Origin of the sequence: Pseudonocardia sp. ICBG1142, assembly GCF_020496255.1 — a bacterium.
Lineage (GTDB): Bacteria > Actinomycetota > Actinomycetes > Mycobacteriales > Pseudonocardiaceae > Pseudonocardia.
Genome location: NZ_JAHLJC010000031.1, coordinates 389,773 through 415,523, shown reverse-complemented (window position 1 = coordinate 415,523; position 25,751 = coordinate 389,773). Strand labels below are relative to the sequence as shown.

The window sequence follows — 25,751 nt, the reverse complement described above, 5'->3', positions numbered from 1 at the left end:
CTGCATCACCATGCGCCCGGGCCGGGACCCCCCGGCACCGCCGTCCCCGACGAACCCCGGGCCGCTCGCCGCTGGGCTTTCGTAGGTTCCGACAGTCGACCCGGACATCGGGACACCGGCGGGACACCGTTCGGAACCTCCCGGACATCCCGTCGAAACCCGGGACCGGACACAATGCGGGCATGCACCTCAGTCCGAGCGAGCGCGACAAGCTCCTCGTCCACGTCGCCGCCGACGTCGCCCGCAGGCGACGCGAGCGGGGTCTGCGGATGAACTACCCGGAGTCGGTCGCCCTGATCACCGAGCACGTCCTGGAGGGCGCCCGCGACGGCCGCACCGTCAGCGAGCTGATGAGCAGCGGCCGGGAGGTCCTGACCCGCGACGACGTCCTCGACGGCGTCCCGGAGATGCTCGACTCGGTCCAGGTGGAGGCCACCTTCCCGGACGGCACGAAGCTCGTCACCGTGCACGGGCCGATCGCGTGACCCCCGGCGAGATCCTCGTCGGCGAGGAGCCGGTCGAGCTGCACCCCGGCCGCCCCCGACTGACCCTGACCGTGGTCAACGCCGCGGACCGCCCGGTGCAGGTCGGCTCGCACTACCACTTCGCCGCCGCGAACCCCGGCCTGTCCTTCGACCGCGACGCCGCCTGGGGACACCGGCTCGACGTCCCCGCCGGGACCTCGGTGCGGTTCGAGCCCGGGGTGGAGCGCGAGGTGACACTGGTGCCGATCGCCGGGGCACGCAGGGTCCCCGGTCTGCGCCCCGAACGGGCCGGCGCCCTCGACGAGCGGAGCTACGAGCAGTGAGCATCGACCGAGCGCGCTACGCCGACCTGTACGGCCCGACCGTCGGCGACCGGATCCGGCTCGCGGACACGAACCTGCTGATCGAGGTCACCGAGGACCGCTCCCGCGGCCCGGCGTCCGGCGACGAGGTGCTGTTCGGCGGCGGCAAGGTGATCCGGGAGTCGATGGGCCAGGCCGCCGTCCTCGCCGCGGACTGCCCGGACCTCGTGATCACCGGTGCCGTCGTGCTGGACCACTGGGGTGTGGTGAAGGCCGACGTCGGCGTGAAGGACGGCCGGATCGTCGCCATCGGCAAGGCCGGCAACCCCGACACCATGGACGGCGTCGACCCCGCCCTGGTCATCGGGCCCGGCACCGAGGTGCTGGCCGGCAACGGCCGCATCCTCACCGCGGGCGCGGTCGACGCGCACGTCCACTTCATCTGCCCGCAGCTGGTCGAGACCGCACTCGCCTCCGGCGTCACGACGCTGTTCGGTGGCGGCACCGGGCCAGTGGACGGCTCGAAGGCCACCACCGTCACCCCCGGCCCCTGGAACATCGGCCGGATGCTGGCGGCCATGGACCACCAGCCGGTGAACCTGCTCCTGATGGGCAAGGGCAACACCACGTCGCACGAGGCACTGCACGAGCAGCTGCGGGCCGGAGCGGGCGGGTTCAAACTGCACGAGGACTGGGGCACCACCCCGTCGGCGATCGACGCCTGCCTGCGGGTGTGCGAGGAGACCGGCGTGCAGGCCGCGATCCACACCGACACCCTCAACGAGGCCGGGTTCCTGCAGTCCACGCTGGCCGCGATCGACGGCCGCTCGATCAACGCCTTCCACACCGAGGGCGCGGGCAGCGGGCACGCCCCGGACATCATCGAGGTCGTCGGCACGGGGCACGTCCTGCCGTCGTCGACGAACCCGACCCGGCCGCACACCGTCAACACCCTCGACGAGCACCTCGACATGCTCATGGTGTGCCACCACCTCAACCCGTCGGTGCCCGAGGACCTGGCGTTCGCCGAGTCCCGGATCCGCCCGACGACGATCGCCGCCGAGGACGTGCTGCACGACCTGGGCGCGATCTCGATGATGAGCTCGGACTCCCAGGCGATGGGCCGCATCGGCGAGGTCGTCATCCGGACCTGGCAGACCGCGCACGTCATGAAGGCCGCCCGCGGGCCGCTGCCCGGCGACTCCGACCGCGCCGACAACCTGCGTGCCCGGCGCTACGTCGCGAAGTACACGATCAACCCGGCGCTGGCGCACGGCGCCGCCGAGCACATCGGGTCGGTCGAGGTCGGCAAGCTCGCCGACCTGGTGCTGTGGGAGCCGAAGTTCTTCGGGGTGCGCCCCGAGGTCGTGCTCAAGGGCGGGTTCGCCGTGTGGGCGCAGATGGGCGACGCGAACGCCTCCATCCCGACCCCGGGCCCGGTGTACGGCCGGCCGATGTTCGGCTACGCCCACACCCCCGCGGCGCTGGGGTCGCTGACGTTCATGGCCCCATCGGCCCTCGACGAGGGCGTCCCCGACCGGCTCGGTCTGGCGACCCCCGCGGTGCCGGTGGCCGACACGCGCTCGGTGCGCAAGGCCGGGATGCTCCTCAACGACGCGACCCCGGACGTGCGGGTCGACCCGGACTCGTTCACCGTGACGATCGACGGCGACGTCGTCGAGCCCGCCCCGGTCGCCGAGCTGCCGATGGCGCAGCGGTACTTCCTGTTCTGATGCTCGCCTCGCTCGTCCTGTCCGACGCCCGGTTCCCCGGCGGCGGGCACGTGCACTCCGGAGGTCTGGAGGAGGCCGCCGACCGCGGCCTGGTCACCGACGTCGCGTCGCTGCACGCCTTCCTCCGGGGGCGGCTGCGCACCGCGGGCCGGGTCGCCGCCTGCGCCGCCGCGGCCGCCGCCGACCTCGCCGCCGGCCCCGCTGCCGACCTCGCTGCGGGGAGCGGCGCCGGGTGGGCGGAGCTCGACGCCGCACTCGACGCGCGCACCCCCTCGGCGGCCCAGCGGGAGGCGTCCCGGTCCCAGGGCCGGGCGTCGCTGCGCGCGGTCCGCTCGGCGTGGCCGTCGGCCGCCCTCGACGCCCTGGTCGCGGTCCACCGGCGGCCGCACCACCCGCTGCTCGTCGGGGTCGTCGTCGGCGCGGCCGGGGAGCCGCCGGCCGCGGCGGCCCGCTGCGTCGGCTACCTCGCCGTGTCCGGGCCCGCGTCGGCGGCGGTGCGGCTGCTCGGGCTGGACCCGTTCGCCGTCAACACCGCCGTCGTCGCCCTCGGCGACGAGCTGGAGGCCCTGGCCGCCGAGGCCGCGGCCCTGGCCGGGGGCGACCCCGCCGATCTCCCGGCGCCCGGGGCGCCGCTGCTCGACCTCCTGGCCGAGTCCCACGTCCACCACCACCGCGAGAGGGTGCGTCTCTTTGCCTCCTGAGTCCGCAACGACCGGCCACGGTCACGGCCACGTGATCAGCTTCGACCCGACGGTCACCGACCACGACCACCACGCCCCGGCCCCCGCCGGCGGTCGCGCGGTGCGCATCGGCATCGGCGGCCCGGTCGGCTCCGGCAAGACCGCGCTGGTCGCGGCGCTGGCCCGCAGCCTCGCCGGGCGGGTCCGTCTCGCCGTGGTCACCAACGACATCTACACCACCGAGGACGCCGACTTCCTGCGCCGCAACGCCGTCCTCGCGCCGGAGCGGGTCGAGGCCGTGCAGACCGGCTGCTGCCCGCACACCGCCATCCGCGACGACATCACCGCCAACCTCGACGCGGTCGAGCTGCTGGAGGAGCGTTTCGCCGACGTCGACGGCGGGCTCGAGCTCGTGCTGGTCGAGTCCGGCGGGGACAACCTGACCGCGGTGTTCTCCCGCGGGCTGGTGGACCGGCAGATCTTCGTCGTCGACGTCGCCGGTGGGGACAAGGTGCCGCGCAAGGGCGGCCCGGGTGTCACCACCGCCGACCTGCTGGTGATCAACAAGACCGACCTGGCGCCGCTGGTGGGCGCCGACCTCGGGGTCATGACCGGCGACGCCGCGCGGATCCGCGGGGAGCTTCCGGTGATCGCGCAGTCGCTGGTGGAGGACCCGGGCGCGACCGAGGTCGGGGCGTGGGTGTGCGAGCAGGTCGCCGCCGTCCGCGCCACGGTCTGAGGTGCGGGCACGCGCCGAGCTGGTCGTCGACGAGCACGACGGCCGGACCGTCGTCCGGCGCCTGCGGGCGCAGTCCCCGCTCGCGCTGATCCCCCGCCGGGGCGCCGCCGGGGCCGGGGCCGACGGTGCGGTGGTGCACCTGGTCGGATCGGCGTCGACCCCGCTGGCCGGTGACGACGTCGAGCTCGTCGTCACCGTCGGGCCGAGCGCGCACCTGACGCTGTGCGGCGTCGCCGCCGCCGTCGCGCTGCCGGGCGGCGGCCCCGGCCGACCGAGCCGGACGGTGCTGCGCTGCACCGTCGGCGAGGGCGGCTCGCTGACCCACCTGCCCGAGCCGACGGTGGTCACCGCACGCGCCCACCACGAGACCGTCCTGGACGTGGAGCTGGCCGCGACCGCGTCGCTGCACGCCCGTGACGTCCTGGTCGCCGGCCGCACCGGCGAGCGACCCGGCCGCTACCGCGGCACCGTGCGGATCACCCAGGACGGCCGGCCGCTGCTGGTGCAGACCCAGGAGATCGGCGACCCGTTGCTCGACGGCTCCCCTGCCCATCTCGGCGGGCACCGGGTGCTGGGCACCGAGGTGCTCGTCGACGCTCCGGGCCCGGTGGCCGCGGCCGCCGGGCCGGGCTGGAGCCTGTCCCCGCTGGCGGTGCGCGGCGTGCTCGCGACCGCCGTCGGGCACGACGCCGTCACCGCGGGCCGCCGGCTCGCCGCCGCCGTGGCGGCCGCGGGTCCGGTCCCCGCGCCGGTGTGACCGTGCCCGGCCGCGGCCGGGAGCCCGGCCGCGGACCTCAGGGCTGCGCGGGCAGCACGTGCTCCTTGGCACGGTCGGTCGCCAGGCACAGCGAGCAGACGTGCCCACCCGCCGCGCTCGCCGTCATGTCCGGGCGCTCCAGGTCCTGTCCGCACGAGCGACAGTTCAGGACGGCGGCGGAGGGGTTGCCGTGCTCGTCGAACATCGGCTCGTCGATGCCGTCGTCGGTGCGTCGCAGGTAGTAGCGGCCTCGGGTCGCCACCGCGAGCACCGGCGGCAGGACGAACCCGAGGACGATCGCCACCACCGGCGAGAACGGCTGGACCGCGCTGCCGAGCGCGCCAAAGAACGTCGCGATGGACAGCCCGCCCGCCACGACGACCGACCCGAAGCCGACCGGGTTCACCGCGTAGAGCATGCCGCGGCGGAACTCCGGGACCTTCGGCGAGATCTTGAGCAGGTACTTGTTGACGACGATGTCGGTCGCGACGACCACGATCCAGGCGATGCCCATGTTGGCGTAGAAGCCGAGGATGGTGTTGAGGAAGTCGAACATGTTCGCCTCCATCAGCACCAGCGCGATCAGCAGGTTGACCCCGAGGAACACCAGCCGACCCGGGTAGTGCCCGGTGATGCGGGTGAAGGAGTTCGTCCACGCCAGCGAGCCCGAGTAGGCGTTCGTGACGTTGATCTTGATCTGGCTGATGACGACCAGCACGACGGCCAGGGTGATGGCCAGCCAGCCCGGCATGAGGTCCTGGTAGATGAGCAGGAACTGCTGCACGGGCTCGTTCGCGACCTCGGCACCGCCGGCGACGTTGGCGATGAAGTAGACCGCCAGGAACAGCCCGACGACCTGCTTCGCCGCGCCGAACAGCACCCAGCCCGGCCCGGCGAGCAGCGTCGCGGTCCACCAGCGGCGCGCGTTCTCCGGGGTCTTCGGGGGCATGAACCGCAGGTAGTCGATCTGCTCGGCGATCTGGGCGATCAGCGACAGGCAGACCCCGGCGGCGAGCATGACCGAACCGAGACTCGGCGTGCCCATCCCGTCCTCGCCCTGGTAGGCCAGGAAGGTCGACACCGAGTCGGGGTGGGCGAACAGCAGGTAGCCGAAGGGCAGCACCATCAGGACCAGCCACAACGGGGTCGTCCACAGCTGCAGCTTCGACAGCAGCGACATCCCGTAGACGACCAGCGGGAAGATCACCACGGTGGACAGCGCGTAGCCGAGCCAGACCGGGATGCCCAGTCCGAGCTCGAGGCCCTGGGCCATGATCGAGCCCTCGAGGGCGAAGAAGATGAAGGTGAACGTCGCGAAGATGACGTTGGTGAGGATCGAGCCGTAGTAGCCGAAGCCGCTGCCGCGGGTGATGAGGTCGAGGTCGAGGTTGTAGCGCGCGGCGTAGTAGGCCACCGGCGTGCCGGTCGCGATCACCACCAGGGCGAAGACGAGGATCCCCCACAACGCGTTCGTCGTGCCGTAGGCGATGCCGATGTTGGCCCCGATCGCGAAGTCGGCGAGGTAGGCGATCCCGCCGAGCGCGGTCACCCCGACCACCCCGGGCGACCAACGCCGGTAGCTGCGCGGCGCGAACCGCAGCGTGTAGTCCTCGAGCGTCTCGCGCGCCGCGCCGACGGCGGTCGGCGCGCCGTCGGTCGTCGCCGGCGAGCTCATCTCCTGGGTCATCTCCGCTCCTTCGGCAGCCGGGTCGGGGGCCGCCGGGGACGAATGCTCCGTCGCGCACCCGTCGCGCACGGTTGCCCGGATGTGACGACTGTGTGACGGCGCAGCCCGATGAACCGGATGTTCCGGACATCACGTGACGAGAGATCACCGGCGGTGACGACTGCGTGACGTTCGGGGCGGGGCGGGTGCGCCACGCCGCCGGCACGGACCACCGTGGAGGCCCGGAGCCCCCCTGCGCCCCACCGGGATCCGACGACACCCGGTGCCGGGACCGGCACATCGGGACCTCCACCGTGTCCGGACACCGCACGGTGAGCCTTGACACCGCGTCTTCCCGACACCAACACTGACATCGTTCGGAATCACGATTCCGCATCATGGAATGTGCGGAACCGCACGGAAGCAGGGCCCATGTCGGACGCACTGTCCCTCGATCATCTCAACACCGCGCCGCCGGACGAGCTGCGCCCCGTCCTGCGGGCCTGCGTCACCTCGTCCGCCTGGGCCGACCGGTTCCTCGCCGGCCGGCCCTACGCCCGCGTCGACGACGCCGTCGCCGCGGCGGAGAAGGCGGTGCTCGCCCTCGACACCGCGCAGATCGACGCCGCCCTCGCCGGGCACCCCCGGATCGGCGAGCGCCCCGGTGGCGCGCACGCCGACGGTGCCGCTTTCTCCCGCTCCGAGCAGTCCGGTGTGGACTCCGGGGCGGACACCGCGGCCCGGCTCGCCGCGGGCAACGCCGCCTACGAGCAGCGGTTCGGCCACGTCTTCCTGATCCGCGCCGCGGGCCGCGACGCGGACCAGATCCTGGCCGAGCTGGAGCGCAGGCTGGGCAACGACCCGGCCACCGAGCGCGCCGAGGCCGCCGGGCAGCTGGCCGAGATCACCGCGCTGCGGATGCGGCAGGTGCTGGCATGAGCAGCTTCTCCACCCACGTCCTCGACGCCGCGGCGGGCCGCCCGGCCACCGGCGTCCCGGTGACCCTGGCCAGCGCCGACGGGACCGTCCTGGCCTCGGGCACCACCGACGACGACGGGCGCTGGCGCGCCCCGGACTCCGCCGCGCTCACCGCGGGGGTGCTGCACCGGATCACGTTCACGACGCCGAGCCCGTTCTTCCCGGAGGTGTCGATCGCGTTCCGGCCGGAGCGCACCGACCGCCACCACCACGTCCCGCTGCTGCTGTCGCCCTACTCCTACTCCACCTACCTCGGGAGCTGACATGTCCGTCTCGGTCCACCTCGGCGACAACAAGTACGGCAAGGCGGAGGTCCGCGTGGTGCGGGTCGTGCGCGACACCGCCCGGCACGAGATCACCGATCTCAACGTCACCAGCCAGCTGCGCGGCGCGGAGCTGGAGAGCAGCTACCTGGCCGGGGACAACTCCAAGGTCGTCGCCACCGACACCCAGAAGAACGTCGTCTACGCCTTCGCCGCCGAGCACGGGATCACCTCCCCCGAGGAGTTCCTGATGCTGCTCGGGGACCACTTCACCGGCGAGTTCGAGTGGATCACCGGCGGGCTGTGGCAGGCCGAGCTCTACGAGTGGGAGCGGATCGTCGTCGACGGCGCGGGGCACGACCACTCCTTCGTCCGCAAGGGCCGCGCCACCCGGCTCGCCACCGTGCAGAAGGTCGGTGGGGCCACCCACGTCACCGCAGGGCTGAAGGACCTCACCGTGCTGAAGTCCACCGGCAGCGAGTTCCACGGCTTCCCCCGGGACCGCTACACGACCCTGGTCGAGACCGACGACCGCATCCTGGCCACCTCGGTCACCGCGCGCTGGCGCTACCTGTCCGAGGCCGTCGCCGCCGGGATCGACTACAACGCCGCCTACGACACGATCGGCGCGGCGATGCTGTCCGCGTTCGCCACCACCCACTCGCTCGCACTGCAGCAGTCGCTCTACGAGATGGGCCGCGCCGGCATCGAGGCGTGCGACGGCGTCGCCGAGATCCGGTTCGCGATGCCCAACAAGCACCACTTCCTGTCCGACCTCTCCCCGTTCGGCCTCAAGAACCCGAACGAGGTGTTCTACGCCGCGGACCGCCCCTACGGCCTGATCGAGGGCACCGTCGTCCGCGACGGCGTGACCCCGGCGCCGGAGGCGTGGACCGACGTCCCGTCGTCGGTCTGACCCATCCCACCACCTCCGCACCGAGGGGACGCCCATGAGCACCGACGACGCGGACGCGCCGGCGACGACCGGCCGACGCACGACCGCCACGACAGGCCCCCGCCCCGAGGACGACCGGCTCGGCCTCGGACCCACGGTGGGCTACGGCGTGCAGCACGTTCTCGCGATGTTCGGCGGCGTCATCGCCGTCCCGATCATCATCGGCGGCGCGGCCGGGCTCGACCCCGCGCAGAGCGCCGTCCTGGTGGCCAGCGGGCTGTTCGTGAGCGGGCTCGCGACGCTCCTGCAGACGCTCGGGCTGCCGTTCTTCGGCTCCCAGCTGCCGCTGGTGCAGGGCACCTCGTTCGCCTCGGTGTCGACGATGATCGCGATCATCGGCGACGACGGCACCGACGGCCTGCGCGTCGTCTTCGGCGCGGTGATCGTGGCCGCGCTGGTCGGGCTGCTCATCTCGCCGTTCTTCGCGAAGGTGGTGCGGCTGTTCCCGCCGGTGGTCACCGGGTCGATCATCACCGTCATCGGGCTGTCGCTGATGCCGGTGGCGACCGGGTGGATCACCGGCCGGGAGACGGTCACGGTCGCCGGCGCGACGGTGCCCAACCCCGCGTTCGCCTCGCTGCCGAACATCGCGCTGGCCGCGTTCACCTTCCTGGTCGTGATCGTCGCCAGCAAGATCCGGGTCGTCTCCCGGCTCTCGGTGCTGCTCGGCCTGCTGGTGGGCACCGTCGTCGCCCTGGTGCTGGGGCTGAGCAGCTTCGCGAAGGTGGGCGAGGCGAGCGTGGCCGCCATCCCGACGCCGTTCGCGTTCGGCGGGCCGCTGTTCGAGATCGGCGCGATCGTCTCGATGGTCATCGTCATCCTGGTGGTCATGGTGGAGACGACCGCGGACATCCTCGCGGTCGGCGAGGTCGTCGGGGCCGAGGTGGACTCCCGCCGGGTCGGGGACGGCCTGCGCGCGGACATGGCGGCCTCGGCGCTCGCGCCGGTGTTCAACTCCTTCCCCGCGACGGCGTTCGCCCAGAACGTCGGCCTGGTCGCGCTGACCGGGATCCGGAGCCGGTTCGCCGTCGCCGCGGGCGGGCTGCTCCTGCTGGTGCTGGGGCTCTCGCCGATGGCCTCGGCGGTGTTCTCGGCGATCCCGCAGCCGGTGCTCGGCGGGGCCGGGATCGTGCTGTTCGGCACGGTCGCCGCCAGCGGCATCCGGACGCTCGCCTCGGTCGAGTACCGCAACACCAACAACATGGTGATCGTCGCGGCGGCGGTGGCGTTCGGTCTGATCCCGGTGGTGTCGCCGGACTTCTGGGCGAACTTCCCGGAGTGGTTCGCGACGATCTTCCACTCCGGCATCAGCTCGGCGGCGATCGTCGCGGTGCTGCTCAACCTGTTCTTCAACGTGCTCGCCCCCGGGCGGCCGTCGGCACCGTCCATCGTCGCCGCGGGGCCGCCGGTGCTCGTGCAGACCGGGGAGATCCGGATCCTGTCCTCCGGTGAGGTGCTGGGCCCGGACTCCTACGAGCCGGTCACTGCCAAGCCGGGGACCCAGGTCCGCGACGAGTGATCGTCTCCTCCGAGGGGTCCGGTGCCGGATCCGGCACCGGACCCCTCAGGCGGCGCGATCACCGACGGCCCGCCGGATCCGCCCCACCGTCTCGCCCGGCCGGTCGTGCACGTCCGACCAGGTGAACCGCAGCACCGTCCACCCGGCCGCGACCAGCGCGTTCTGCTTGCGCCGGTCGGCCCGGAACCGCTCCGGGTCGCTGTGCCAGGCCCAGCCGTCGACCTCGACCGCCACCCGTGCCGCGGGGAAGGCGAGGTCGACCGTCCAGGGCCCGAACGGCATCGCCCGCACGAGCCCGGGGAGCCGGGCCTCGCGCAGCAGCCGCAGCAGCCGTCGTTCCAGGGCGGAGTCGGCCCGGTCCCCCGCCGCGACGAGCAACCGCGCGGCGGCCGCGATCCCCGGTGTACCCGCCACCCGGCAGTACGCCGCGTGCAGCTCGTCGTGGGACACCCACCGTTGCAGCGCCCGGTCCAGGAACGCGGGCCCGTCGGTGCCACCGAGCGCCGCGGCCGTCTCCAGCACGGTCAGCGGCGTCGCGGTCACGACGATGCCCCGGTGGACGACCCGGTCGGCCGGGTCCAGGGTGCGGCGACGCAGACGCACCCCCGGCCGCCGGGCCCGCTGCACCGTCGACGGGACGGCGAGCAGCACCTCGGCCGGGGCACCGGGACGCATCCCCAGCCAGTACGCGGCCGCGGGCCCGGTCACGACGCAGCGGGCGCCGCCCCAGAGCCACGCCGCCCGGACCCGGGTCTCGTCGGTGACCCGATGACCGGCGACCAGGTAGACCCCGGGGTGCCGCGCCCGCCAGGCCCCGGAGGACACCCGTCGCGCGACGGTGCGGGCAGGAACGCCGTAGGCGATCGCCTGGGTCCGGGTGACCAGGCCGCCCTGCCGGACCAGCAGCCGTTCCAGATCGGTCGGATCGGTCAGATCAGCCATCGGGGCAGGGTGGTGGACCGGCCCGGCTCCCGGAGGCGAACGGCGGCCCCGGTTCGCGGGTGCGAACGGCGAGCCCCGGGGCGGGACACCTGGTGATCGCGACGGGCGAGGGGTCCGGTGCCGGATGTGGCACGGAATCCCTCGCTCGTCGCGATCATGCCGGGGCGCCCGGGGCAGGCCGAGCCGTCGCGCCCGGTCGCGATCATGCCGGGGCGGCCGGAGCAGGCCGGGCAGGCGCGCCCGGTCGCGGCCATGCCTGCTCGGCGCAGCATGCCGGGCGGGCGCCCGGGATGTGCGGCGCCTGGGCGTCGGCACCGGGTGGGTCAGACCCCGGCCGCGTCCTGCCGGGCCAGCTCGGCCACCAGCGCGGCGGCGACGGCCTGCAGCTTCGGCACCGCGGAGTCGAGCAGCGCGTCGGTCATCCGGGTCGTCGGCCCGGAGATGGACACCGCGGCGGGCAGCGGCCCGTCGAGCGCGACGGCCACGCACCGCACCCCGAGCTCTTGTTCACCCTCGTCGACGGCGTACCCGGCGGCGCGGACCTTGTCGAGCTCGGCGAAGTACTCCTCGGGCGAGGTGATGGTGTTGTCGGTGTGCCGCACGAACTCGGTGTGCCGCAGGATCTCCCGCGCCCGCTCGACCGGCATCCGGGACAGCAGCGCCTTCCCGACGGCGGTGCAGTGCGGCGACACCCGTCGGCCGACCTCGGTGAACATCCGCATCGAGTGCCGGCCGGGCTCCTGGGCCACGTAGACGACCTGGTTGCCCTCCAGCAGCGCGAGGTTCGCGCTCTCCCCCAGGTCGTCGACCAGGGCGGCGAGCCGGGGCCGGGCCCACATGCCCACCAGACGTCCCGCGGTGTCGCCGAGCCGCACCAGGCGGGGGCCGAGGGCGTACTCGCGCGAGGACTGCTGGCGGACGTAGCCGCGCCCGGCCAGGGTCCTGACGAGCCGGTGGATGGTCGGCAGGGGAAGCCCGGAGGTGGCCGCGAGGTGGGACAGGCTGACCGTCCCGCCCGCGTCGGCCATCGCCTCCAGCAGGTCCACGGCCCGCTCCACGGACTGCACGCTCCCCGAGCGGGCCGGTGCGGCCGCGGCGACGTCCGCGGCGGCACCGACGCGACTGTCGGGATCGTTCTTCCGCATGACGGAAGTCTAGCCCTGCTCGGGCGGTGCGGCCGGGACCTCGGAGGCCTCCGGGGCGCCGGGGGCCTCCGGGGCGCCGGGGGCACCGGTCACCCGCTCCACCGAGCCACGGCGCAGCAGCCGTCCGTGCGGCTCGCCGGCCACGTCGACGTCGCGGCCGCCCAGGACGGTGCGCCGGACCACGCCGGACAGCGACCGTCCGGCGTAGGCGCTGACCTTGTTCTTGTGGTGCAGCCGCTCCGGGTCCACCACGTACGCGGCGTCGGGGGCGAAGACGACGAGGTCGGCGTCGTACCCCAGCGCGATCCGGCCCTTCGAGCGCAGCCCGACCAGGTCGGCCGGCTTCGAGGCCATCCACTGCACGACCTGCGCCAGCCCGATGCCGCGCCGGCGGGCCTCGCTCCACACCAGAGACAGTCCCAGCTGCAGCGACGACACCCCGCCCCAGGCGAGCCCGAAGTCCCCGGAGTCGAGCAGCTTCAGCTCGGCGGTACTCGGCGAGTGGTCGCTGACGATGCAGTCGATCGTCCCGTCGAGCAGCCCCTCCCAGAGCAGCTCCCGGTTGGACGCCTCGCGGATCGGCGGGCAGCACTTGTGGGTGGTGGCGCCGTCGGGGATCTCCTCGGCGAACAGCGTCAGGTAGTGCGGGCAGGTCTCGGCGGTGATCCGGACGCCGTCGCGGCGCGCGGTCGCGATCATCGGCAGCGCGTCGGAGGACGACACGTGCAGCACGTGCGCACGCGCCCCGGTCCAGCGGGCCCGCTCGATGACCTCGGCGATCGCCAGGTTCTCCGCGCCGCGCGGGCGCGAGCGCAGGAAGGTGTCGTACTTCGCGCCGTGCGGGGTGGGGGCCTTCTCGATGGCCCGGGAGTCCTCGGCGTGCACGATCATGACGGCGTCGAACGTGGCCAGCTCGGCCATGTCGCGTTCCATCTCGTCGGCGTCGAGCGGCGGGAACTCGTCGACCCCGGAGTGCAGCAGGAAGCACTTGAAGCCGAAGACTCCCTCGTCGTGCAGGCCGCGCAGGTCGCCCAGGTTGCCCGGCACCGCCCCGCCCCAGAACCCGACGTCGACGAACGCCTGGTGCTCGGCGACCTTGCGCTTCACCTCGAGTGCGGCGACGTCGACGGTCGGCGGGATCGAGTTGAGCGGCATGTCGACGATCGTGGTGACCCCGCCCGCCGCGGCGGCCCGGGTCGCCGAGGCGAAGCCCTCCCACTCGGTGCGGCCGGGCTCGTTGACGTGGACGTGGGTGTCGACGAGCCCGGGGAGCAGCACCTCGTCCTCGGCGAGGTCGATCACCCGGGCACCGTCGAGGCCGTTGCCGAGCGGCTCGATGGCGACGATCCGCCCGCCGGTCACACCGATCTCGCGGGGCTGCTCGCCCGCCGTGGTCATGATCCGCTGCCCGCGGACCACCAGGTCGTAGCTGGTCATGGCATCTCCAGGGGGAATCCGGTGATCTTCTTGGTTCGGGGGGCCGCGTAGGTGCGGGCCTTCGAGGTGCTCAGGCGCAGGCGCACCAGCGACTCGGCGACGGTCACCGCGGCCTGCACCCCGTCGACGACGGGCACCCCGGTCTCCGCGCGCACCTTCTCCTCCAGGCCCGCCATGCCGCCGCAGCCCAGGCAGATCACCTCGGCGTGGTCGTGCTCGACGGCCAGCCGGGCCTCCTCGACGATCGCGGCGACCGCCCGGTCCGGGTCCTGCTCCAGCTCCAGCACCGCGAGCCCGGAGGCGCGCACCGAGGCGCAGCGCCGCTCCAGCCCGGCCAGCAGCAGCCGGTCGGAGATCAGCGGCACGGTGCGGTCCAGCGTGGTCACCACCGAGTAGCGGTGGCCGAGGTACATCGCGGTGGTCGCGGCGGCCTCGGTGATGTCGACGACGGGCACGTCGAGCATCTCCTGCAGGCCCTCCCGGCCGTGCTCGCCGTAGCCGGCCTGGATCACCGCGTCGAACGACTCGCCGGCGGCGTACCGCGCGACGGCGTCGGCGACCCCGACCGCGGCCAGGTAGCTCTCCAGGTTGCCCTCGACCGACTCGGCGCCGAACCGCGGCGTGAGCCCGACGATCTCGGTGCCGGGCGCGGCGACCGAGCGCGCCGAGGCGGCGATGGCCTCGGTGACCGAGGCCGTGGTGTTGACATTGACGACGACGATGCGCACTAGTGCCCCCCGGTGGGTGCGACGGCCAGGGACTCCCCGGACACCGCGCGGTAGGTCCGTCCGCGCGGGGCGACGAGCACGGTCAGCAGTGCGGCGAGCCCGGCGCCGAGGAACCAGCTGAACGGGGCGACCGGCTCCAGCGCGGGCACGAACCCGACGGCGACGGCGACCAGCGCGGACGGCACGAACACCGCGACCGCGCGCCGGTTGATCCCGCCCCGGTAGTGGTAGGCGGCCCCGCTCGCCTCGGAGTACAGCGCGGGGACGTCGATCCGGCCGCGCCGCACCAGCCAGTAGTCGGCCATCACGATCCCGAACAGCGGCCCGAGCAGCGCGCCGAGCACACCCAGGAAGTAGGTGATCACCAGCGGGGAGTCGTAGAGGTTCCAGGGCAGGATGACGAGCCCGATCAGCGCGCTGACGACCCCGGCCCGGCGGAAGTCGAGGACCTTCGGGAACAGGTTGGACAGGGCGTAGCAGGGGGCCACGAAGTTCGCCATCAGGTTGACCGCGATCGTCAGGATCAGCAGCGCCGCCGAGGCGAGCAGCAACAGCGGGGTGTTGGGGATGGTGTTGACGACGTCGGCCGGGCTGGAGATGACCTGCCCGCCGATCCGCAGCTGCCCGCCCGCGAGCACCACGACGACGACGCCGAAGAACAGGGTGTTCGGCAGGATCCCCCAGAAGCTGCCGCGCCGGACCGCGCCGGTGGACACCGCGCCGCGGGTGAAGTCGCAGAAGTTGAGGACGAAGGTGCCGTAGATCGCCGTCCACAACGACGCACCGGCCAGGATCTGCACCCACATCGCGCCGCCGGTCAGCGGGTCGGGCACCGACCAGGCGATCTCCCCGCCGGTCTGCCACAGCACCCATCCGGAGAGCACGGCGAGGGTCACCAGCACGATCGGCCCGGCCACCGCCTCGTAGCGGCGGATGCCGTCCATGCCGCGCAGCAGGATCGCCACCTGCACGACCCACAGCACGAGGAAGCAGATCCAGCCCAGCACCGACAGACCGAGGAACGACACCTGCTCCAGCCCACCGGCCGACGGCGCCACGGCCAGGACCATCACGACGAGCACCTGGGTGGCCAGGTAGGTCTGGATGCCGAACCACGCGATCGCGACCGCACCCCGGACCAGGGCCGGGAGCTGCGCGCCACGGACGCCGAAGGAGATCCGGCTCATGACCGGGAACGGCAGGCCGGTCCGGTAGCCCATGTACCCGGCGACGGTGAGCAGCACGAACAGCACCAGCGCACCGATGCCGAGCGAGACCAGGATCTGCCAGGCGCCGAGACCGAGGGCGAACAGGCCGAGGGCGAAGCCGTAGTTGCCCAGGCTGTGCACGTCGACGGCCCACAGGGTGAAGATGTTGTAGGCCTTCCACGACCGCCCCTCGACGGTGGTCGGCGCGAGGTCGCGGTTGTAGAGCCGTGGGCTCGGTGCGTCCGCGCCGCCCGGCGCGACGGGCACGGCGGTCACCTGGTCGTCGGTCGGGGCTGCTGCGGACCGGTCGCTCGTTCCGGGTCCCGTCATCGGGGCCACCTCGGTTCCCACGTCGTGGCGCGTCGGATGTGACGCGCTGGTTTCCGCGATGTGAAACGGATCTCTTGCGGTGCGGAATCACGCTATGGCGCCTGTCACGCAAGCGTCAAGGGGTCACCGACGACAGCGATGCTTGACACCCCCGGATGCCGTGGTCCGATTCATGCCGCACAACGGAATCACTATTCCGCATTGCGGAAGGATCGGAGGCTCCGGTGACTGCCCTCTTCTGTTCCGGTGACGCGATGCGCGGCGGCCGGCTCCACCACAACGTGTCCGCCCACCCGTTCCTCGGACAGGTCCGGACCGCTCCGCACTACCGCATGTACTCGGTGCGCGACGAGTTCCCGGCCCTGCTGGAGGACCCCGCCGGCGGCGTACCGCTGGCCGGGGAGATCTACGACGTCCCGCTCCGGGCGATCCGCACCGACTTCCTGCCCGACGAGCCGCCGGAGCTCGAGCTCACCGTGATCGAGCTCGACGACGGACGCGACGTCCTCGCCGTCGGGCTGCGCCCCGGCGTGCTGGAGCGCCAGCGCGACGAGCTCACCGACATCACCACCCACGGCGGCTGGCGTGCCTACAAGGGACTGCCCGAGCCCGCCTGAGAACCGCACCGCCCGTCCTCAACGAGGAGGCCCCTTCGTGCGCTACACCGTCAACTGCTCCATCGTCCTCGGTGACCTGCCGCTGCTGCAGCGTCCCGCGGCCGCCGCGGCGGCCGGCTTCGACGCCGTCGAGTTCTGGTGGCCCTTCGCCGCCTCCGTGCCCGGCGACCGCGAGGTCGACGCCTTCGTCACCGCCGTCGCCGACGCCGGCGTCACCCTCACCGGGCTCAACTTCTCCGCGGGCGACATGCCCGCCGGGGAGCGCGGCATCCTGTCCGACCCCGCCCGCGCGGGGGAGTTCGCCGACAACGTCGCCGTCGCGGTCGGCATCGGCGAGCGGCTCGGCACGCTGGGCTTCAACGCCCTCTACGGCAACCGTCGCGACGACCTGGACCCGCGCGTCCAGGACGAGACGGCGCGGGGCAACCTCGCGCTCGCCGCCGACGCGGCCGCCCGGATCGGCGCGGTCGCGCTGCTCGAGCCGGTCAGCGGCGTCGACGCCTACCCGCTGCGGACCGCCGACGACGCCGTCGCCGTGCTCGACCGGGTCGGGTCGCCGCACCTGCGGCTGCTGCTCGACGTCTACCACCTGGCCGTGAACGGCGACGACCCGGCGGCCGCGATCGACCGCCACGCCGACCGGATCGGCCACGTCCAGATCGCCGACTCCCCCGGCCGCGGCGAGCCCGGCACCGGGGACCTGCCGATCACCGACCTGCTCGCCCGGGTCGTCGCCGCCGGCTACGACGGGCCGGTCGGCCTCGAGTACAAGCCCGTCACCGCCGACCCGTTCGGCTGGCTGGTCGGACAGGGAGCGTCCGCATGAGCAGCACCGACACCCGCACCGTCGCGTTCATCGGTCTCGGCATCATGGGTGGCCCGATGGCCCGCCACCTCGTGCGCGCCGGGCACGACGTCGTCGGGTTCAACCGCAGCCCGGGCAAGGCCGAGGCGCTGGCCGCGGACGGCGGCCGCGCCGCGGCGACGGTCGCCGAGGCGGTGGCCAAGGCCGAGGTCGTGGCGCTGATGCTGCCCGACTCCCCCGACGTCGTCGACGTCTGCACCCGCGACGGCGGGGTGTTCGACACCGCCGAGCCCGGCACCCTGGTCGTCGACTTCTCGACGATCCGGCCCGACGTCGCCCGGGACCTGGCCGCCCGTGCCGCCGAGCGCGGCCTGCGGATGCTCGACGCCCCGGTCTCCGGCGGCCAGGCGGGCGCCGAGAACGCCGCACTGTCGGTCATGGTCGGCGGCGACGGGGCGGACGTGGCCGCGGCCCGGCCGCTGCTCGACGTCGTCGGGAAGACCGTCGTGCACGTCGGCCCGTCCGGGGCCGGACAGACGGTCAAGGCCGCGAACCAGCTCATCGTCGCCGGGAACATCGCCCTGCTCGGTGAGGCACTGGTGTTCCTGCAGGCGCACGGCGCCGACCTCGACGCGGCCGTCGAGGTGCTCGGTGGCGGGCTCGCCGGCTCGAAGGTCCTCGACCAGAAGGCGCAGAAGATGCTCACCGGGGACTACTCCCCCGGCTTCCGGATCGACCTGCACCACAAGGACATGGGCATCGTCGCCGACTCCGCCCGGGAGGCCGGTGTGGTCGCCCCGGTGGCCGCGCTCGTCGCCCAGCTCGTCGCCGCGACCCGTGCCGCCGGCGACGGCGGGCTCGACCACTCCGCCCTGCACCGCACCGTCCGCCGCCTGAACGGGGACCTGTCATGACCCGGATGACCGCGGCCGAGGCCGCCGTCCGCATCCTGGAGGCCGAGGGCGCCACGCAGGCGTTCGGCGTCCCGGGCGCGGCGATCAACCCCTTCTACGCGGCGATGCGCGCCCGCGGCACGATCGGCCACGTCCTGGCCCGCCACGTCGAGGGCGCCTCGCACATGGCCGAGGGCTTCACCCGGTCCGGTCCGGGCAACATCGGCGTCTGCATCGGCACGTCCGGCCCGGCGGGCACCGACATGGTCACCGGGCTGTACTCGGCGTCGGCGGACTCGATCCCGATCCTGGCGATCACCGGACAGGCGCCGGTCGCGCGGCTGCACAAGGAGGACTTCCAGGCCGTCGACATCGCGGCCATCGCCGCACCGGTCACCAAGATGGCGATGACCGTGCGCGAGGCCGCGCAGGTGCCGGGCGCGTTCGCCCAGGCGTTCCACCTCATGCGGTCCGGCCGTCCAGGGCCCGTGCTGATCGACCTGCCGATCGACGTGCAGCAGACCGTCATCGACTTCGACCCCGACACCTACGCCCCGCTGCCGGTGCACCGCCCGGCGATGACCGGCCCGCAGGCGTCGCGGGTGCTGGACCTGCTCGCCGAAGGCGAGCGACCGCTGATCGTCGCGGGCGGCGGGATCGTCAACGCCGACGCCTCGGCCGAGCTCGTCGAGCTGGCCGAGATCCTCGGCGTCCCGGTGGTCCCGACCCTGATGGGCTGGGGCACGATCCCCGACGACCACCCGCTCGCCGCCGGGATGGTCGGCCTGCAGACCGCGCACCGCTACGGCAACGCCACGTTCCTGGACTCCGACGTCGTCGTCGGGATCGGCAACCGGTGGGCCAACCGGCACACCGGCGGGCTCGACACCTACCGGCGCGGGCGTCGGTTCGTCCACGTCGACATCGAGCCGACGCAGATCGGGCGGGTCTTCGCCCCCGACTACGGCGTGGTCTCCGACGCCGGGGCCGCGCTGCGCGCCCTCCTGACCGAGGCCCGCCGCCGTCGCGACGCGGGGACCCTGCCGGACCGCAGCGCCTGGGCCGAGTCCTGCCGCGAGCGGAAGGCGACGCTGCTGCGGCGCACCGACTTCCCGCACGTGCCGATCAAGCCGCAGCGGGTCTACCAGGAGATGAACCGGGTGTTCGGCCCGGAGACCCGCTACGTGACGACGATCGGGCTGTCCCAGATCGCGGCCGGTCAGTTCCTGCACGTCTACCGGCCCCGGCACTGGGTCAACTGCGGCCAGGCCGGACCGCTGGGCTGGACCATCCCGGCGGCGCTGGGCGCCGTCGTCGCCGACCCGTCGACCCCGGTCGTCGCGCTCTCGGGCGACTACGACTTCCAGTTCATGCTGGAGGAGCTCGCCGTCGGCGCCCAGTTCGGGCTGCCCTACGTGCACGTCGTGGTCAACAACTCCTACCTGGGGCTGATCCGGCAGGCACAGCGCGCGTTCGACATGGACTTCGAGGTCTCGCTGGCCTTCGACAACATGCACGCCGACGAGGAACTCACCGGACTGCCGAAGGGCTACGGCGTCGACCACGTCCGCGTCGCGGAGGGTCTGGGCTGTGTGGGGCTGCGGGTCACCGACCCCGACGAGCTCGCCACGACCCTGCGCCGGGCGTCGCAGCTGGCCCGTGAGCACAAGGTGCCGGTCGTCGTCGAGGTGGTGCTGGAGCGGGTCACGAACATCGCGATGGGCACCGAGATCGACGCCGTCACCGAGTTCGAGGACCTCGCGCAGACCCCCGCCGACGCCCCGACCGCGCTGGCCCACCTCAGGTGAGCGCGATCCTGCTGGCCCCGGACAAGTTCAAGGGCTCGCTGGACGCCGCCGCCGTCGCCGACGCGCTGGCGGCCGGGATCGCCGACGCCGACCCGGGCCGCCCGGTGCGTCGCTGCCCGGTCGCCGACGGCGGGGAGGGCACGGTCGCCGCGGCACTGGCCGCCGGCTGGGAGCCGGTCGCGACCGTCGCGACCGGACCCACCGGGGCTCCGCTGACGGCCGTCTGGGCCCGGTCCGGGGCGTCCGCGCTGGTGGAGCTGGCGTCGACGGCCGGGCTCGCGGTCCTGCCCGGCGGGGTGCGCGACCCGGGCGGCGCGGGCACCGAGGGGCTGGGGACCGTGCTGGCCGCGGTGCTCGACGCCGGGGGCACCGACGTCGTCGTCGGGCTCGGGGGCAGCGCCACCACCGACGGCGGCGCCGGGCTGCTGCGCGGGCTCGGCGCCCGCGTGCTCGACGCCGACGGCGCCGACGTCGGGCGGGGTGGCGCGGCGCTGGCCCGGGCCGACCGGCTCGACCTGTCCGGGCTGCACCCGCGGCTACGGGACCCGGCCGTCCGGGTCCGGCTCGCCGCCGACGTCGACAACCCGCTGCTCGGCCCGCACGGCGCCGCGGCCGTCTACGGTCCGCAGAAGGGCGCCGACGCCGGCGGGGTCGCCGCGCTCGACGCCGCGCTGGCCCGCTGGGTGCGGGTGCTCGCCGCCGCCACCGGCGGGGACCCGGCCACCCTGGCCGCCGCGCCGGGGGCGGGTGCCGCCGGGGGCGCCGGGCTCGCGCTGACCGCGGTCTGCGGTGCGCGGGTCGTCCCCGGCGTCGGTACCGTCCTGGAGCTGACCGGCTTCGACGACGAGCTGGCCGGTGCCGGTCTCGTCGTCACCGGGGAGGGCAGGCTGGACACCCAGACCCTGCACGGCAAGGCCCCGGCCGGGGTGGCCGCGGCCGCGCGGGTGGCCGGGGTCCCGGTCGTCGCCGTCGCCGGCCAGGTCACGCTGGACGCGGCCGCGCTGCGGACCGCGGGGTTCGCCGGGGCCTACGCCCTGGCCGACACCGCGCGCGACCAGCACGACGCCGTCGACCGCGCCGCCGAGCTCCTGCGCCTGCTCGGCGCCCGGATCGCCGCCGACCACCCGTCCCCCACCCGTCCGATGATCAGGAGCAGACCGTGACCGACCCCTCGCTCATCGACCTGGCCTCCCGCGCGCTCGGCGGCTCGGTCGTCGCCGCGAACGACGAGTTCTTCGCCCAGCGCGAGAACCTCATCACCGCCGCGCCGCCCCGCTTCGACCCCGACGAGTTCGGCCTCAAGGGCAAGGTCTACGACGGCTGGGAGACCCGCCGTCGCCGCGAGCCCGGCCACGACTGGGCGCTGGTCCGCCTGGGCGCGCCGGGTGTGGTGGACCACGTCGTCGTCGACACGTCCTGGTTCAAGGGCAACTACCCGCCGGAGATCGCGGTGGAGGCGACCGCCGTCGACGGGCACCCCTCGCCCGACGAGCTGGAGAAGGCACCCTGGCACGAGATCGTGCCGCGATCGGCCTGCGCGGGGCACACCGCGAACGTCTACCCGGTGACCGACACCCGCCGGGCCACCCACCTGCGCCTGATCATGCACCCCGACGGGGGGATCGCCCGGTTCCGGGTGCTCGGCCGGGTGCTGCCCGACCCGCGGTTCCTGGAGGGCACCGTGGACCTGCTCGCGGCGGAGAACGGCGGGCACGTCACGGGCTGCTCCGACGAGTTCTACTCCTCCCCCGGCAACCTGCTGCTGCCCGGGAAGGCGCGGCACATGGGCGAGGGCTGGGAGAACGCCCGGCGCCGCGACGGCGGCAACGACTGGGTCGAGTTCGCCCTCGCCGCGGGCGGAGTGCCGCGGCACGTGGAGGTCGACACGACCTGGTTCGTCGGGAACGCGCCGGGCTGGGTCTCGATCAGCACCCGCGACGAGCGCACCGGCGGGTCGTGGACGGTGCTGCGGGACCGCGAGCGGGTGCAGCCCGACACCCGGCACCGGTTCCTGCTGCCCGGCGCCACCGCGGCCACCCACCTGCGCCTGGACGTGTTCCCCGACGGCGGGCTGTCCCGGCTGCGTTGCTGGGGCGAGCTCGACGACGACGGCGCGGCCGCCGTGCGCCGCGCCCACGACGCGGCGGGCTGAGGGCCCCGGGCCGACCCCGGGCCGGTCGCGGTCAGGTGGCGGAGGAGACCGGCCGGTCGTCCGTGCGGTCCCTGCGGTCCCCCGTGCGGTCGTCGCCGGCCCGGCGCGGTCCGGGCACGCTCCCGCCCTCGCCAGCGGCACCGGGGCGGGCCGCGGTCAGTGCCCGGACGGCGACCTCGGCGGAGGGGAAGGCGCTGCACCGCTGCAGGACCTGGCGGGCACGCAGCGGCAGCAGCTCCGCCCGGCCGCCGCACCCGGCCAGGTGCAGCCGCACGCCGTCGGCACGCGAGCGGGCGACGACCGCACCGAGCAGCTCCGTGGCGGGCCCGTCGAAGGCGTTGACCCCGGAGAGGTCGACGACGAGGTGGCCCGGGATTCGGCCGCACCGCGTCTGGGCGTCGAGCATCCGGGCCAGTGCCTCCACGCCCGGACGGTCCAGCCACCCGGACACCCGGACCAGCCGCACCCCCGGCCCCGCCGTCTCGACCGCCAGCCCGATCGCCGTCTGCCCCGCCACGTCCGCCTCCTCGCTCGTGCCGAGCCCACCGCGGGACCGGCACCAGCGACCTTCCCGGTGATCCACGGGCTACACGCGCACCGCCGGCTGGATCGATACCGTCGCCCGGTTCGGGGAAAGCGGACCAACCGGGCCGCCCCACGTGATATACATCACCTCGCGTGGCCGGTCGGTCGACACCGGCAGCCTCAGCCCCGTCGCGGGCCACGCAGCCCGAGGACCCACCACCCGTCGCTGGGGAGCGGACGGGTGGTCGCCCCGGCCGGGGCCGGCGGATTCGGGACCGCCGACCCCGGCCGACACGGCCGTACGGACGGGGCGATCGCACCGCCCCGTCGGGACTCAGGCCGGGCGGTGCCCGGTGCCGGGTGCGGACCCGCCCACGGCGCGCCGCAGGTGCCGCGGGACACCGGCCGACCCCAGGGCCGACTCCCTGGCCGACTCCAGGGGGTGCAGCCGGTCGGCGCCGACCGCGGGCCGGACCGGCGCCGGGCGCAGCCGGTCGTGCGCCGCGGCCGTGAGCAGCTCGACCACGGCCTCGAACGACGGGTACCGCCCGTCCGGCAGCGGGACGAGCTGCTCGCGGACCAGGCCGCTCACCCCCCACGCCTCGACCTCGGCGAGGATCTGCCAGCGGTGGGCGGGCCAGCGCAGACCGGCCAGCACGCGTCGGAGGTTCTCGCGCAGCCGTTCCAGGGCGGCCGACGACACCGGAAGCGGGTCGGCCGGCGGGAGCACGGTCCGGGCGGGCGGCGCGGTTCGGACATGCGGTGCGGGCCGGCCGGGCGGCACGGTCCGGGCGCGCGCGACCGGCGCGGGGACCGGGCGCAGCGTGCGTCCCGGCACGGGGAGCGCGCTCATGCGACCCACCTCGTCTCCAGCTCGGGCTGCTGCGCCCCGCTGCACGCCGGGTCACCGTCGAGGTGACGGTAGGAGAAGGTGGGCCTCTCCAGCGGAGCGGTGGGGTCGGAGTGCCGGAAGATCCGACAGACCGAGCCGTCCGCGACCGACGACCAGCATCGTTCGCAGATGCGGAGCCGGGGAGTGTTCTGCTGCACGATCCACCGCCCCCTGGGGCGATTCCGGGACCCTGCCGGCCCGCCCCGTTCCGGTCGACGTCCGCAGGTCGGCAAGGTCATCTGCGCCAAGTGTGGTGGACGACATATCGACCCGCCACTCGTGACCGTGTAGTGCCAATCTCCCCGCGGAGGAATGTGGACGGCGGGCGGCGGCCGGGAACCGGTCAGCCGCCGTCGGCGCGGTAGCGCTGCTCGAGCTCGCGGACCTCCCCGAGCCCGGCGAGCTCGGCGAACGCATCGAGACCGCCGAGCCGGTCGATCAGCGTCGCCGGTGTGCCCTCCGCACGCAGCCGCTCGAGCAGCTCCCGCATCCCGGCCGTCGCCGCGAGCAGGGTGCCCACCGGGAACAGGACCAGGGCGAATCCGAGCTCGGCGAGCCGGTCGCGCGACAGCGGCGGGGTGCGGCCGCCCTCGGCCCGCACCGCTTGGGCATGACCTGATCCTCCAGGAGCAGCGCGGCGACCCCGGCCCGTTCGTAGTCGCGGACGGTCCGGATGACGTTGAGCGGGTTGCCGTAGCCAGTGTCCGCGTCGGCGATCACCGGGAGGTCGACGGCGTCGGCCAGCCTGCCCGCGTGCGCGGCCATCTCCGCACCCCCGAGCAGCCCGACGTCGGGGCGGCCGAGCACCCCGGCCGTCGTCCCGAACCCGGTCATGTAGACGACGTCGAACCCGGCCTGCTCGACCAGCCGCGCGGACAGCGCGTCGTAGGCGCCGGGGGCGAGCACCGGGGTGCCGGCGTCGAGCAGGGCACGCAGCCGGGCCCGCCGGTTCCCGGGTCGGCCGAGGAGGTCCGCCACGGCGAGGTCCCTTCGTCGAGCTCCGATGGTGTCCTGCGCCGGCCCCACGGCCAGACCTGAGAAGTCCTCACTCAGGTTACGTGAGGGGGGTTGTCCCCACTGTCCGTTCTGGTGCGAGCCGGAACCATCGTGGGCGTGACCGACACCCGGCCCGCGCCGCGCTCGGACTTCTCCGACCGGCTCCGCCATCCCGTACCGCACCTGTTCGTCTACGCGTTCGCGATCGTCCCGGCGGTCGCGCTTGTCGCCGCCGTCCCGCTCGCCTGGGGCTGGGGGCTGACCTGGCTCGACGCCGGCCTCGCGCTCGGCCTGTACGTCGTGTCGATGCTGGGGGTGACCGTCGGTTTCCACCGGTACTTCACCCACGGCTCGTTCACCGCGAACCGGCCCCTGCGGATCGCGCTCGCCGTCGCGGGCAGCCTCGCCGTGCAGGGGCCGGTCCGACACTGGGTGGCCGACCACCGCCGTCACCACGCCTACGCCGACGCCGAGGGCGATCCGCACTCGCCGTGGCGCTACGGCACCTCCCCCGCCGCACTGGTCCGCGGCTTCTGGCACGCCCACATGGGCTGGATCTTCGACCGGTCGCTGACCGACCAGCGCCGCTTCGCCCCGGACCTGCTCGCCGATCCCGACATCGACCGGGTGCACCGCGGCTTCACGGTCCTGACGATCCTGTCCGTGTTCGGGCCCGGCGTCGTCGGCGGCCTGGTGACCTGGTCCTGGTGGGGAGCGTTCACCGCGTTCTTCTGGGCCGGGCTGGTCCGAGTCGCGGTGTCGCACCACGTCGCGTGGTCGACCAACTCGATCTGCCACCTCGTCGGCGAGCGGCCGTACAAGGCACGGGACCGTTCCACCAACGTCTGGCTGCTCGCCATCCCCAGCATGGGCGAGTCCTGGCACAACCTGCACCACGCCGATCCCACCTCGGCCCGGCACGGTGTCGGCCGCGGCGAGATCGACATCTCGGCCGGCACGATCCGGCTGTTCGAGAAGCTGGGCTGGGCGTGGAACGTCCGCTGGCCGACCGAGAAGCGCCTGGCCAAGCTGGCCGTCCGGCCGGACGAGCCCGCCACCGCCTGAGTCCGTCCCCGCCCGGGTCCGCCCCCGGCGCGGGGGCTCCCGGCGTGGAGCTCACGCGGCGGCAGGGACGGCTCGGGCCGCCCGGGCCGCATCGGTGCAGAGTGTGCGCCGACGCACGATCGGCAAACTTG

The 25,751-nt window shown here is 74.1% G+C and carries 28 protein-coding genes; 17 read left to right on the top strand and 11 right to left on the bottom strand.

Annotated features, from left to right (window positions below; genetic code table 11):
* Nucleotides 1–182 precede the first annotated feature (182 nt).
* The 6 genes from KPL59_RS26155 to KPL59_RS26130 are packed head-to-tail and all read left to right on the top strand — an operon-like array spanning nucleotide 183 to nucleotide 4,696.
* On the top strand, nucleotides 183–485 hold the full coding sequence (locus KPL59_RS26155) for an urease subunit gamma (RefSeq protein WP_020622559.1): 303 nt from the start codon (nucleotides 183–185) through the stop codon (nucleotides 483–485).
* Nucleotides 482–808 carry an urease subunit beta gene (locus tag KPL59_RS26150; protein ID WP_075333380.1) on the top strand — a complete coding sequence of 109 codons (327 nt, stop codon included), beginning with the start codon at nucleotides 482–484 and terminating at the stop codon, nucleotides 806–808. The genes KPL59_RS26155 and KPL59_RS26150 overlap by 4 nt, the downstream gene beginning before the upstream one ends.
* Nucleotides 805–2,520 (top strand): urease subunit alpha, encoded by a 1,716-nt coding sequence (locus KPL59_RS26145; protein ID WP_226362343.1) that lies wholly within the window; start codon nucleotides 805–807, stop codon nucleotides 2,518–2,520. Before KPL59_RS26150 ends, KPL59_RS26145 begins: the two co-directional genes overlap by 4 nt.
* The gene (locus tag KPL59_RS26140) at nucleotides 2,517–3,221 is read left to right on the top strand and encodes an urease accessory protein UreF (RefSeq protein ID WP_226362821.1); all 705 of its coding nucleotides are present in this window, start codon (nucleotides 2,517–2,519) and stop codon (nucleotides 3,219–3,221) included. Before KPL59_RS26145 ends, KPL59_RS26140 begins: the two co-directional genes overlap by 4 nt.
* Nucleotides 3,211–3,939: an urease accessory protein UreG gene (ureG, locus tag KPL59_RS26135; RefSeq protein WP_075306574.1), complete on the top strand. Its 729-nt coding sequence runs from the start codon at nucleotides 3,211–3,213 to the stop codon at nucleotides 3,937–3,939. Before KPL59_RS26140 ends, ureG begins: the two co-directional genes overlap by 11 nt.
* 1 nt (nucleotide 3,940) lies before the next feature.
* Nucleotides 3,941–4,696 carry an urease accessory protein UreD gene (locus KPL59_RS26130; RefSeq protein ID WP_226359193.1) on the top strand — a complete coding sequence of 252 codons (756 nt, stop codon included), beginning with the start codon at nucleotides 3,941–3,943 and terminating at the stop codon, nucleotides 4,694–4,696.
* Nucleotides 4,697–4,733: 37 nt separating this feature from the next.
* Here KPL59_RS26130 and KPL59_RS26125 read toward each other — a convergent pair whose 3' ends face one another.
* On the bottom strand, nucleotides 4,734–6,383 hold the full coding sequence (locus KPL59_RS26125; RefSeq protein WP_226359192.1) for a cytosine permease: 1,650 nt from the start codon (nucleotides 6,381–6,383) through the stop codon (nucleotides 4,734–4,736).
* 411 nt (nucleotides 6,384–6,794) lie between these two features.
* Here KPL59_RS26125 and uraD point away from each other — a divergent pair, with 411 nt between their 5' ends.
* Genes uraD through KPL59_RS26105 form a run of 4 tightly spaced genes read left to right on the top strand, consistent with a single transcriptional unit; the run spans nucleotide 6,795 to nucleotide 10,077 of the window.
* Nucleotides 6,795–7,301 carry a 2-oxo-4-hydroxy-4-carboxy-5-ureidoimidazoline decarboxylase gene (uraD, locus tag KPL59_RS26120; protein WP_226362342.1) on the top strand — a complete coding sequence of 169 codons (507 nt, stop codon included), beginning with the start codon at nucleotides 6,795–6,797 and terminating at the stop codon, nucleotides 7,299–7,301.
* Nucleotides 7,298–7,603: a hydroxyisourate hydrolase gene (locus KPL59_RS26115; protein WP_226362341.1), complete on the top strand. Its 306-nt coding sequence runs from the start codon at nucleotides 7,298–7,300 to the stop codon at nucleotides 7,601–7,603. The genes uraD and KPL59_RS26115 overlap by 4 nt, the downstream gene beginning before the upstream one ends.
* Nucleotide 7,604: 1 nt before the next feature.
* Complete coding sequence (gene pucL / locus KPL59_RS26110) at nucleotides 7,605–8,519, top strand: factor-independent urate hydroxylase (protein ID WP_226362340.1); 915 nt, start codon at nucleotides 7,605–7,607, stop codon at nucleotides 8,517–8,519.
* Nucleotides 8,520–8,553: 34 nt separating this feature from the next.
* Nucleotides 8,554–10,077 carry a nucleobase:cation symporter-2 family protein gene (locus KPL59_RS26105; RefSeq protein ID WP_226359188.1) on the top strand — a complete coding sequence of 508 codons (1,524 nt, stop codon included), beginning with the start codon at nucleotides 8,554–8,556 and terminating at the stop codon, nucleotides 10,075–10,077.
* A gap of 45 nt (nucleotides 10,078–10,122) precedes the next feature.
* On the opposite strand, the gene KPL59_RS26100 is transcribed toward KPL59_RS26105, so the two are convergent.
* The 5 genes from KPL59_RS26100 to KPL59_RS26080 form a co-directional block, all read right to left on the bottom strand.
* Nucleotides 10,123–11,019, bottom strand: a complete 897-nt coding sequence (locus KPL59_RS26100) for a type IV toxin-antitoxin system AbiEi family antitoxin domain-containing protein (RefSeq protein WP_226362339.1) — start codon at nucleotides 11,017–11,019, stop codon at nucleotides 10,123–10,125.
* A gap of 323 nt (nucleotides 11,020–11,342) precedes the next feature.
* Nucleotides 11,343–12,164: an IclR family transcriptional regulator gene (locus KPL59_RS26095; protein WP_226362338.1), complete on the bottom strand. Its 822-nt coding sequence runs from the start codon at nucleotides 12,162–12,164 to the stop codon at nucleotides 11,343–11,345.
* A gap of 9 nt (nucleotides 12,165–12,173) precedes the next feature.
* Nucleotides 12,174–13,601, bottom strand: coding sequence for an allantoinase AllB (gene allB / locus KPL59_RS26090; RefSeq protein ID WP_226362337.1), 1,428 nt, complete (start codon nucleotides 13,599–13,601; stop codon nucleotides 12,174–12,176).
* On the bottom strand, nucleotides 13,598–14,329 hold the full coding sequence (locus KPL59_RS26085; protein WP_226362336.1) for an aspartate/glutamate racemase family protein: 732 nt from the start codon (nucleotides 14,327–14,329) through the stop codon (nucleotides 13,598–13,600). Before KPL59_RS26085 ends, allB begins: the two co-directional genes overlap by 4 nt.
* Nucleotides 14,329–15,867 (bottom strand): NCS1 family nucleobase:cation symporter-1, encoded by a 1,539-nt coding sequence (locus KPL59_RS26080; RefSeq protein WP_226362335.1) that lies wholly within the window; start codon nucleotides 15,865–15,867, stop codon nucleotides 14,329–14,331. Before KPL59_RS26080 ends, KPL59_RS26085 begins: the two co-directional genes overlap by 1 nt.
* Nucleotides 15,868–16,091: 224 nt before the next feature.
* On the opposite strand from KPL59_RS26080, the gene KPL59_RS26075 reads away from it, so the two are divergent.
* The 6 genes from KPL59_RS26075 to alc are packed head-to-tail and all read left to right on the top strand — an operon-like array spanning nucleotide 16,092 to nucleotide 22,142.
* Nucleotides 16,092–16,484: an amidase gene (locus tag KPL59_RS26075; protein ID WP_020623886.1), complete on the top strand. Its 393-nt coding sequence runs from the start codon at nucleotides 16,092–16,094 to the stop codon at nucleotides 16,482–16,484.
* A 37-nt stretch (nucleotides 16,485–16,521) separates the two neighbouring features.
* Nucleotides 16,522–17,310 (top strand): hydroxypyruvate isomerase family protein, encoded by a 789-nt coding sequence (locus tag KPL59_RS26070; RefSeq protein ID WP_226362334.1) that lies wholly within the window; start codon nucleotides 16,522–16,524, stop codon nucleotides 17,308–17,310.
* Nucleotides 17,307–18,203 carry an NAD(P)-dependent oxidoreductase gene (locus tag KPL59_RS26065; protein WP_226362333.1) on the top strand — a complete coding sequence of 299 codons (897 nt, stop codon included), beginning with the start codon at nucleotides 17,307–17,309 and terminating at the stop codon, nucleotides 18,201–18,203. The genes KPL59_RS26070 and KPL59_RS26065 overlap by 4 nt, the downstream gene beginning before the upstream one ends.
* Nucleotides 18,200–19,990 carry a glyoxylate carboligase gene (gene gcl / locus KPL59_RS26060; RefSeq protein ID WP_075306584.1) on the top strand — a complete coding sequence of 597 codons (1,791 nt, stop codon included), beginning with the start codon at nucleotides 18,200–18,202 and terminating at the stop codon, nucleotides 19,988–19,990. Before KPL59_RS26065 ends, gcl begins: the two co-directional genes overlap by 4 nt.
* Entirely contained in the window at nucleotides 19,987–21,153 is a 1,167-nt protein-coding gene (locus KPL59_RS26055; protein ID WP_226362332.1) for a glycerate kinase, read from the top strand. The genes gcl and KPL59_RS26055 overlap by 4 nt, the downstream gene beginning before the upstream one ends.
* Nucleotides 21,150–22,142: an allantoicase gene (gene alc / locus KPL59_RS26050; protein ID WP_075306586.1), complete on the top strand. Its 993-nt coding sequence runs from the start codon at nucleotides 21,150–21,152 to the stop codon at nucleotides 22,140–22,142. The genes KPL59_RS26055 and alc overlap by 4 nt, the downstream gene beginning before the upstream one ends.
* Nucleotides 22,143–22,173: 31 nt before the next feature.
* Here the strand turns inward: alc and KPL59_RS26045 are convergent, their stop codons facing one another.
* From KPL59_RS26045 to KPL59_RS26025, 5 genes are all read right to left on the bottom strand, one after another.
* Nucleotides 22,174–22,659, bottom strand: coding sequence for a sodium-independent anion transporter (locus KPL59_RS26045; RefSeq protein WP_226359184.1), 486 nt, complete (start codon nucleotides 22,657–22,659; stop codon nucleotides 22,174–22,176).
* Between the two features lie 342 nt (nucleotides 22,660–23,001).
* Nucleotides 23,002–23,520: a hypothetical protein gene (locus KPL59_RS26040; protein WP_226362331.1), complete on the bottom strand. Its 519-nt coding sequence runs from the start codon at nucleotides 23,518–23,520 to the stop codon at nucleotides 23,002–23,004.
* Nucleotides 23,517–23,717 (bottom strand): hypothetical protein, encoded by a 201-nt coding sequence (locus KPL59_RS26035; protein ID WP_043281068.1) that lies wholly within the window; start codon nucleotides 23,715–23,717, stop codon nucleotides 23,517–23,519. The genes KPL59_RS26040 and KPL59_RS26035 overlap by 4 nt, the downstream gene beginning before the upstream one ends.
* A gap of 185 nt (nucleotides 23,718–23,902) precedes the next feature.
* Entirely contained in the window at nucleotides 23,903–24,049 is a 147-nt protein-coding gene (locus KPL59_RS26030) for a hypothetical protein (protein ID WP_226362330.1), read from the bottom strand.
* Nucleotides 23,998–24,537, bottom strand: coding sequence for an oxaloacetate decarboxylase (locus KPL59_RS26025; RefSeq protein WP_226359181.1), 540 nt, complete (start codon nucleotides 24,535–24,537; stop codon nucleotides 23,998–24,000). Before KPL59_RS26025 ends, KPL59_RS26030 begins: the two co-directional genes overlap by 52 nt.
* Before the next feature lie 135 nt (nucleotides 24,538–24,672).
* Here KPL59_RS26025 and KPL59_RS26020 point away from each other — a divergent pair, with 135 nt between their 5' ends.
* A complete protein-coding gene (locus KPL59_RS26020; protein ID WP_043281069.1) occupies nucleotides 24,673–25,620 on the top strand; it encodes an acyl-CoA desaturase in 948 nt (315 codons plus the stop codon).
* The last annotated feature ends 131 nt before the right edge of the window (nucleotides 25,621–25,751 follow it).

What these genes read in the sequence shown, in the direction of transcription:
- pucL (WP_226362340.1), top strand. Translation starts at nt 7,605, where the DNA reads ATGTCCGTCTCGGTCCACCTCGGCGACAACAAGTACGGCAAGGCGGAG.
- KPL59_RS26155 (WP_020622559.1), top strand. Translation starts at nt 183, where the DNA reads ATGCACCTCAGTCCGAGCGAGCGCGACAAGCTCCTCGTCCACGTCGCC.
- allB (WP_226362337.1), bottom strand. Translation starts at nt 13,601, where the DNA reads ATGACCAGCTACGACCTGGTGGTCCGCGGGCAGCGGATCATGACCACG.
- KPL59_RS26125 (WP_226359192.1), bottom strand. Translation starts at nt 6,383, where the DNA reads ATGACCCAGGAGATGAGCTCGCCGGCGACGACCGACGGCGCGCCGACC.
- KPL59_RS26040 (WP_226362331.1), bottom strand. Translation starts at nt 23,520, where the DNA reads ATGAGCGCGCTCCCCGTGCCGGGACGCACGCTGCGCCCGGTCCCCGCG.
- KPL59_RS26100 (WP_226362339.1), bottom strand. Translation starts at nt 11,019, where the DNA reads ATGGCTGATCTGACCGATCCGACCGATCTGGAACGGCTGCTGGTCCGG.
- gcl (WP_075306584.1), top strand. Translation starts at nt 18,200, where the DNA reads ATGACCCGGATGACCGCGGCCGAGGCCGCCGTCCGCATCCTGGAGGCC.
- KPL59_RS26030 (WP_226362330.1), bottom strand. Translation starts at nt 24,049, where the DNA reads ATGCGGGAGCTGCTCGAGCGGCTGCGTGCGGAGGGCACACCGGCGACG.
- KPL59_RS26105 (WP_226359188.1), top strand. Translation starts at nt 8,554, where the DNA reads ATGAGCACCGACGACGCGGACGCGCCGGCGACGACCGGCCGACGCACG.
- uraD (WP_226362342.1), top strand. Translation starts at nt 6,795, where the DNA reads ATGTCGGACGCACTGTCCCTCGATCATCTCAACACCGCGCCGCCGGAC.
- KPL59_RS26115 (WP_226362341.1), top strand. Translation starts at nt 7,298, where the DNA reads ATGAGCAGCTTCTCCACCCACGTCCTCGACGCCGCGGCGGGCCGCCCG.
- KPL59_RS26080 (WP_226362335.1), bottom strand. Translation starts at nt 15,867, where the DNA reads ATGACGGGACCCGGAACGAGCGACCGGTCCGCAGCAGCCCCGACCGAC.
- KPL59_RS26065 (WP_226362333.1), top strand. Translation starts at nt 17,307, where the DNA reads ATGAGCAGCACCGACACCCGCACCGTCGCGTTCATCGGTCTCGGCATC.
- KPL59_RS26095 (WP_226362338.1), bottom strand. Translation starts at nt 12,164, where the DNA reads ATGCGGAAGAACGATCCCGACAGTCGCGTCGGTGCCGCCGCGGACGTC.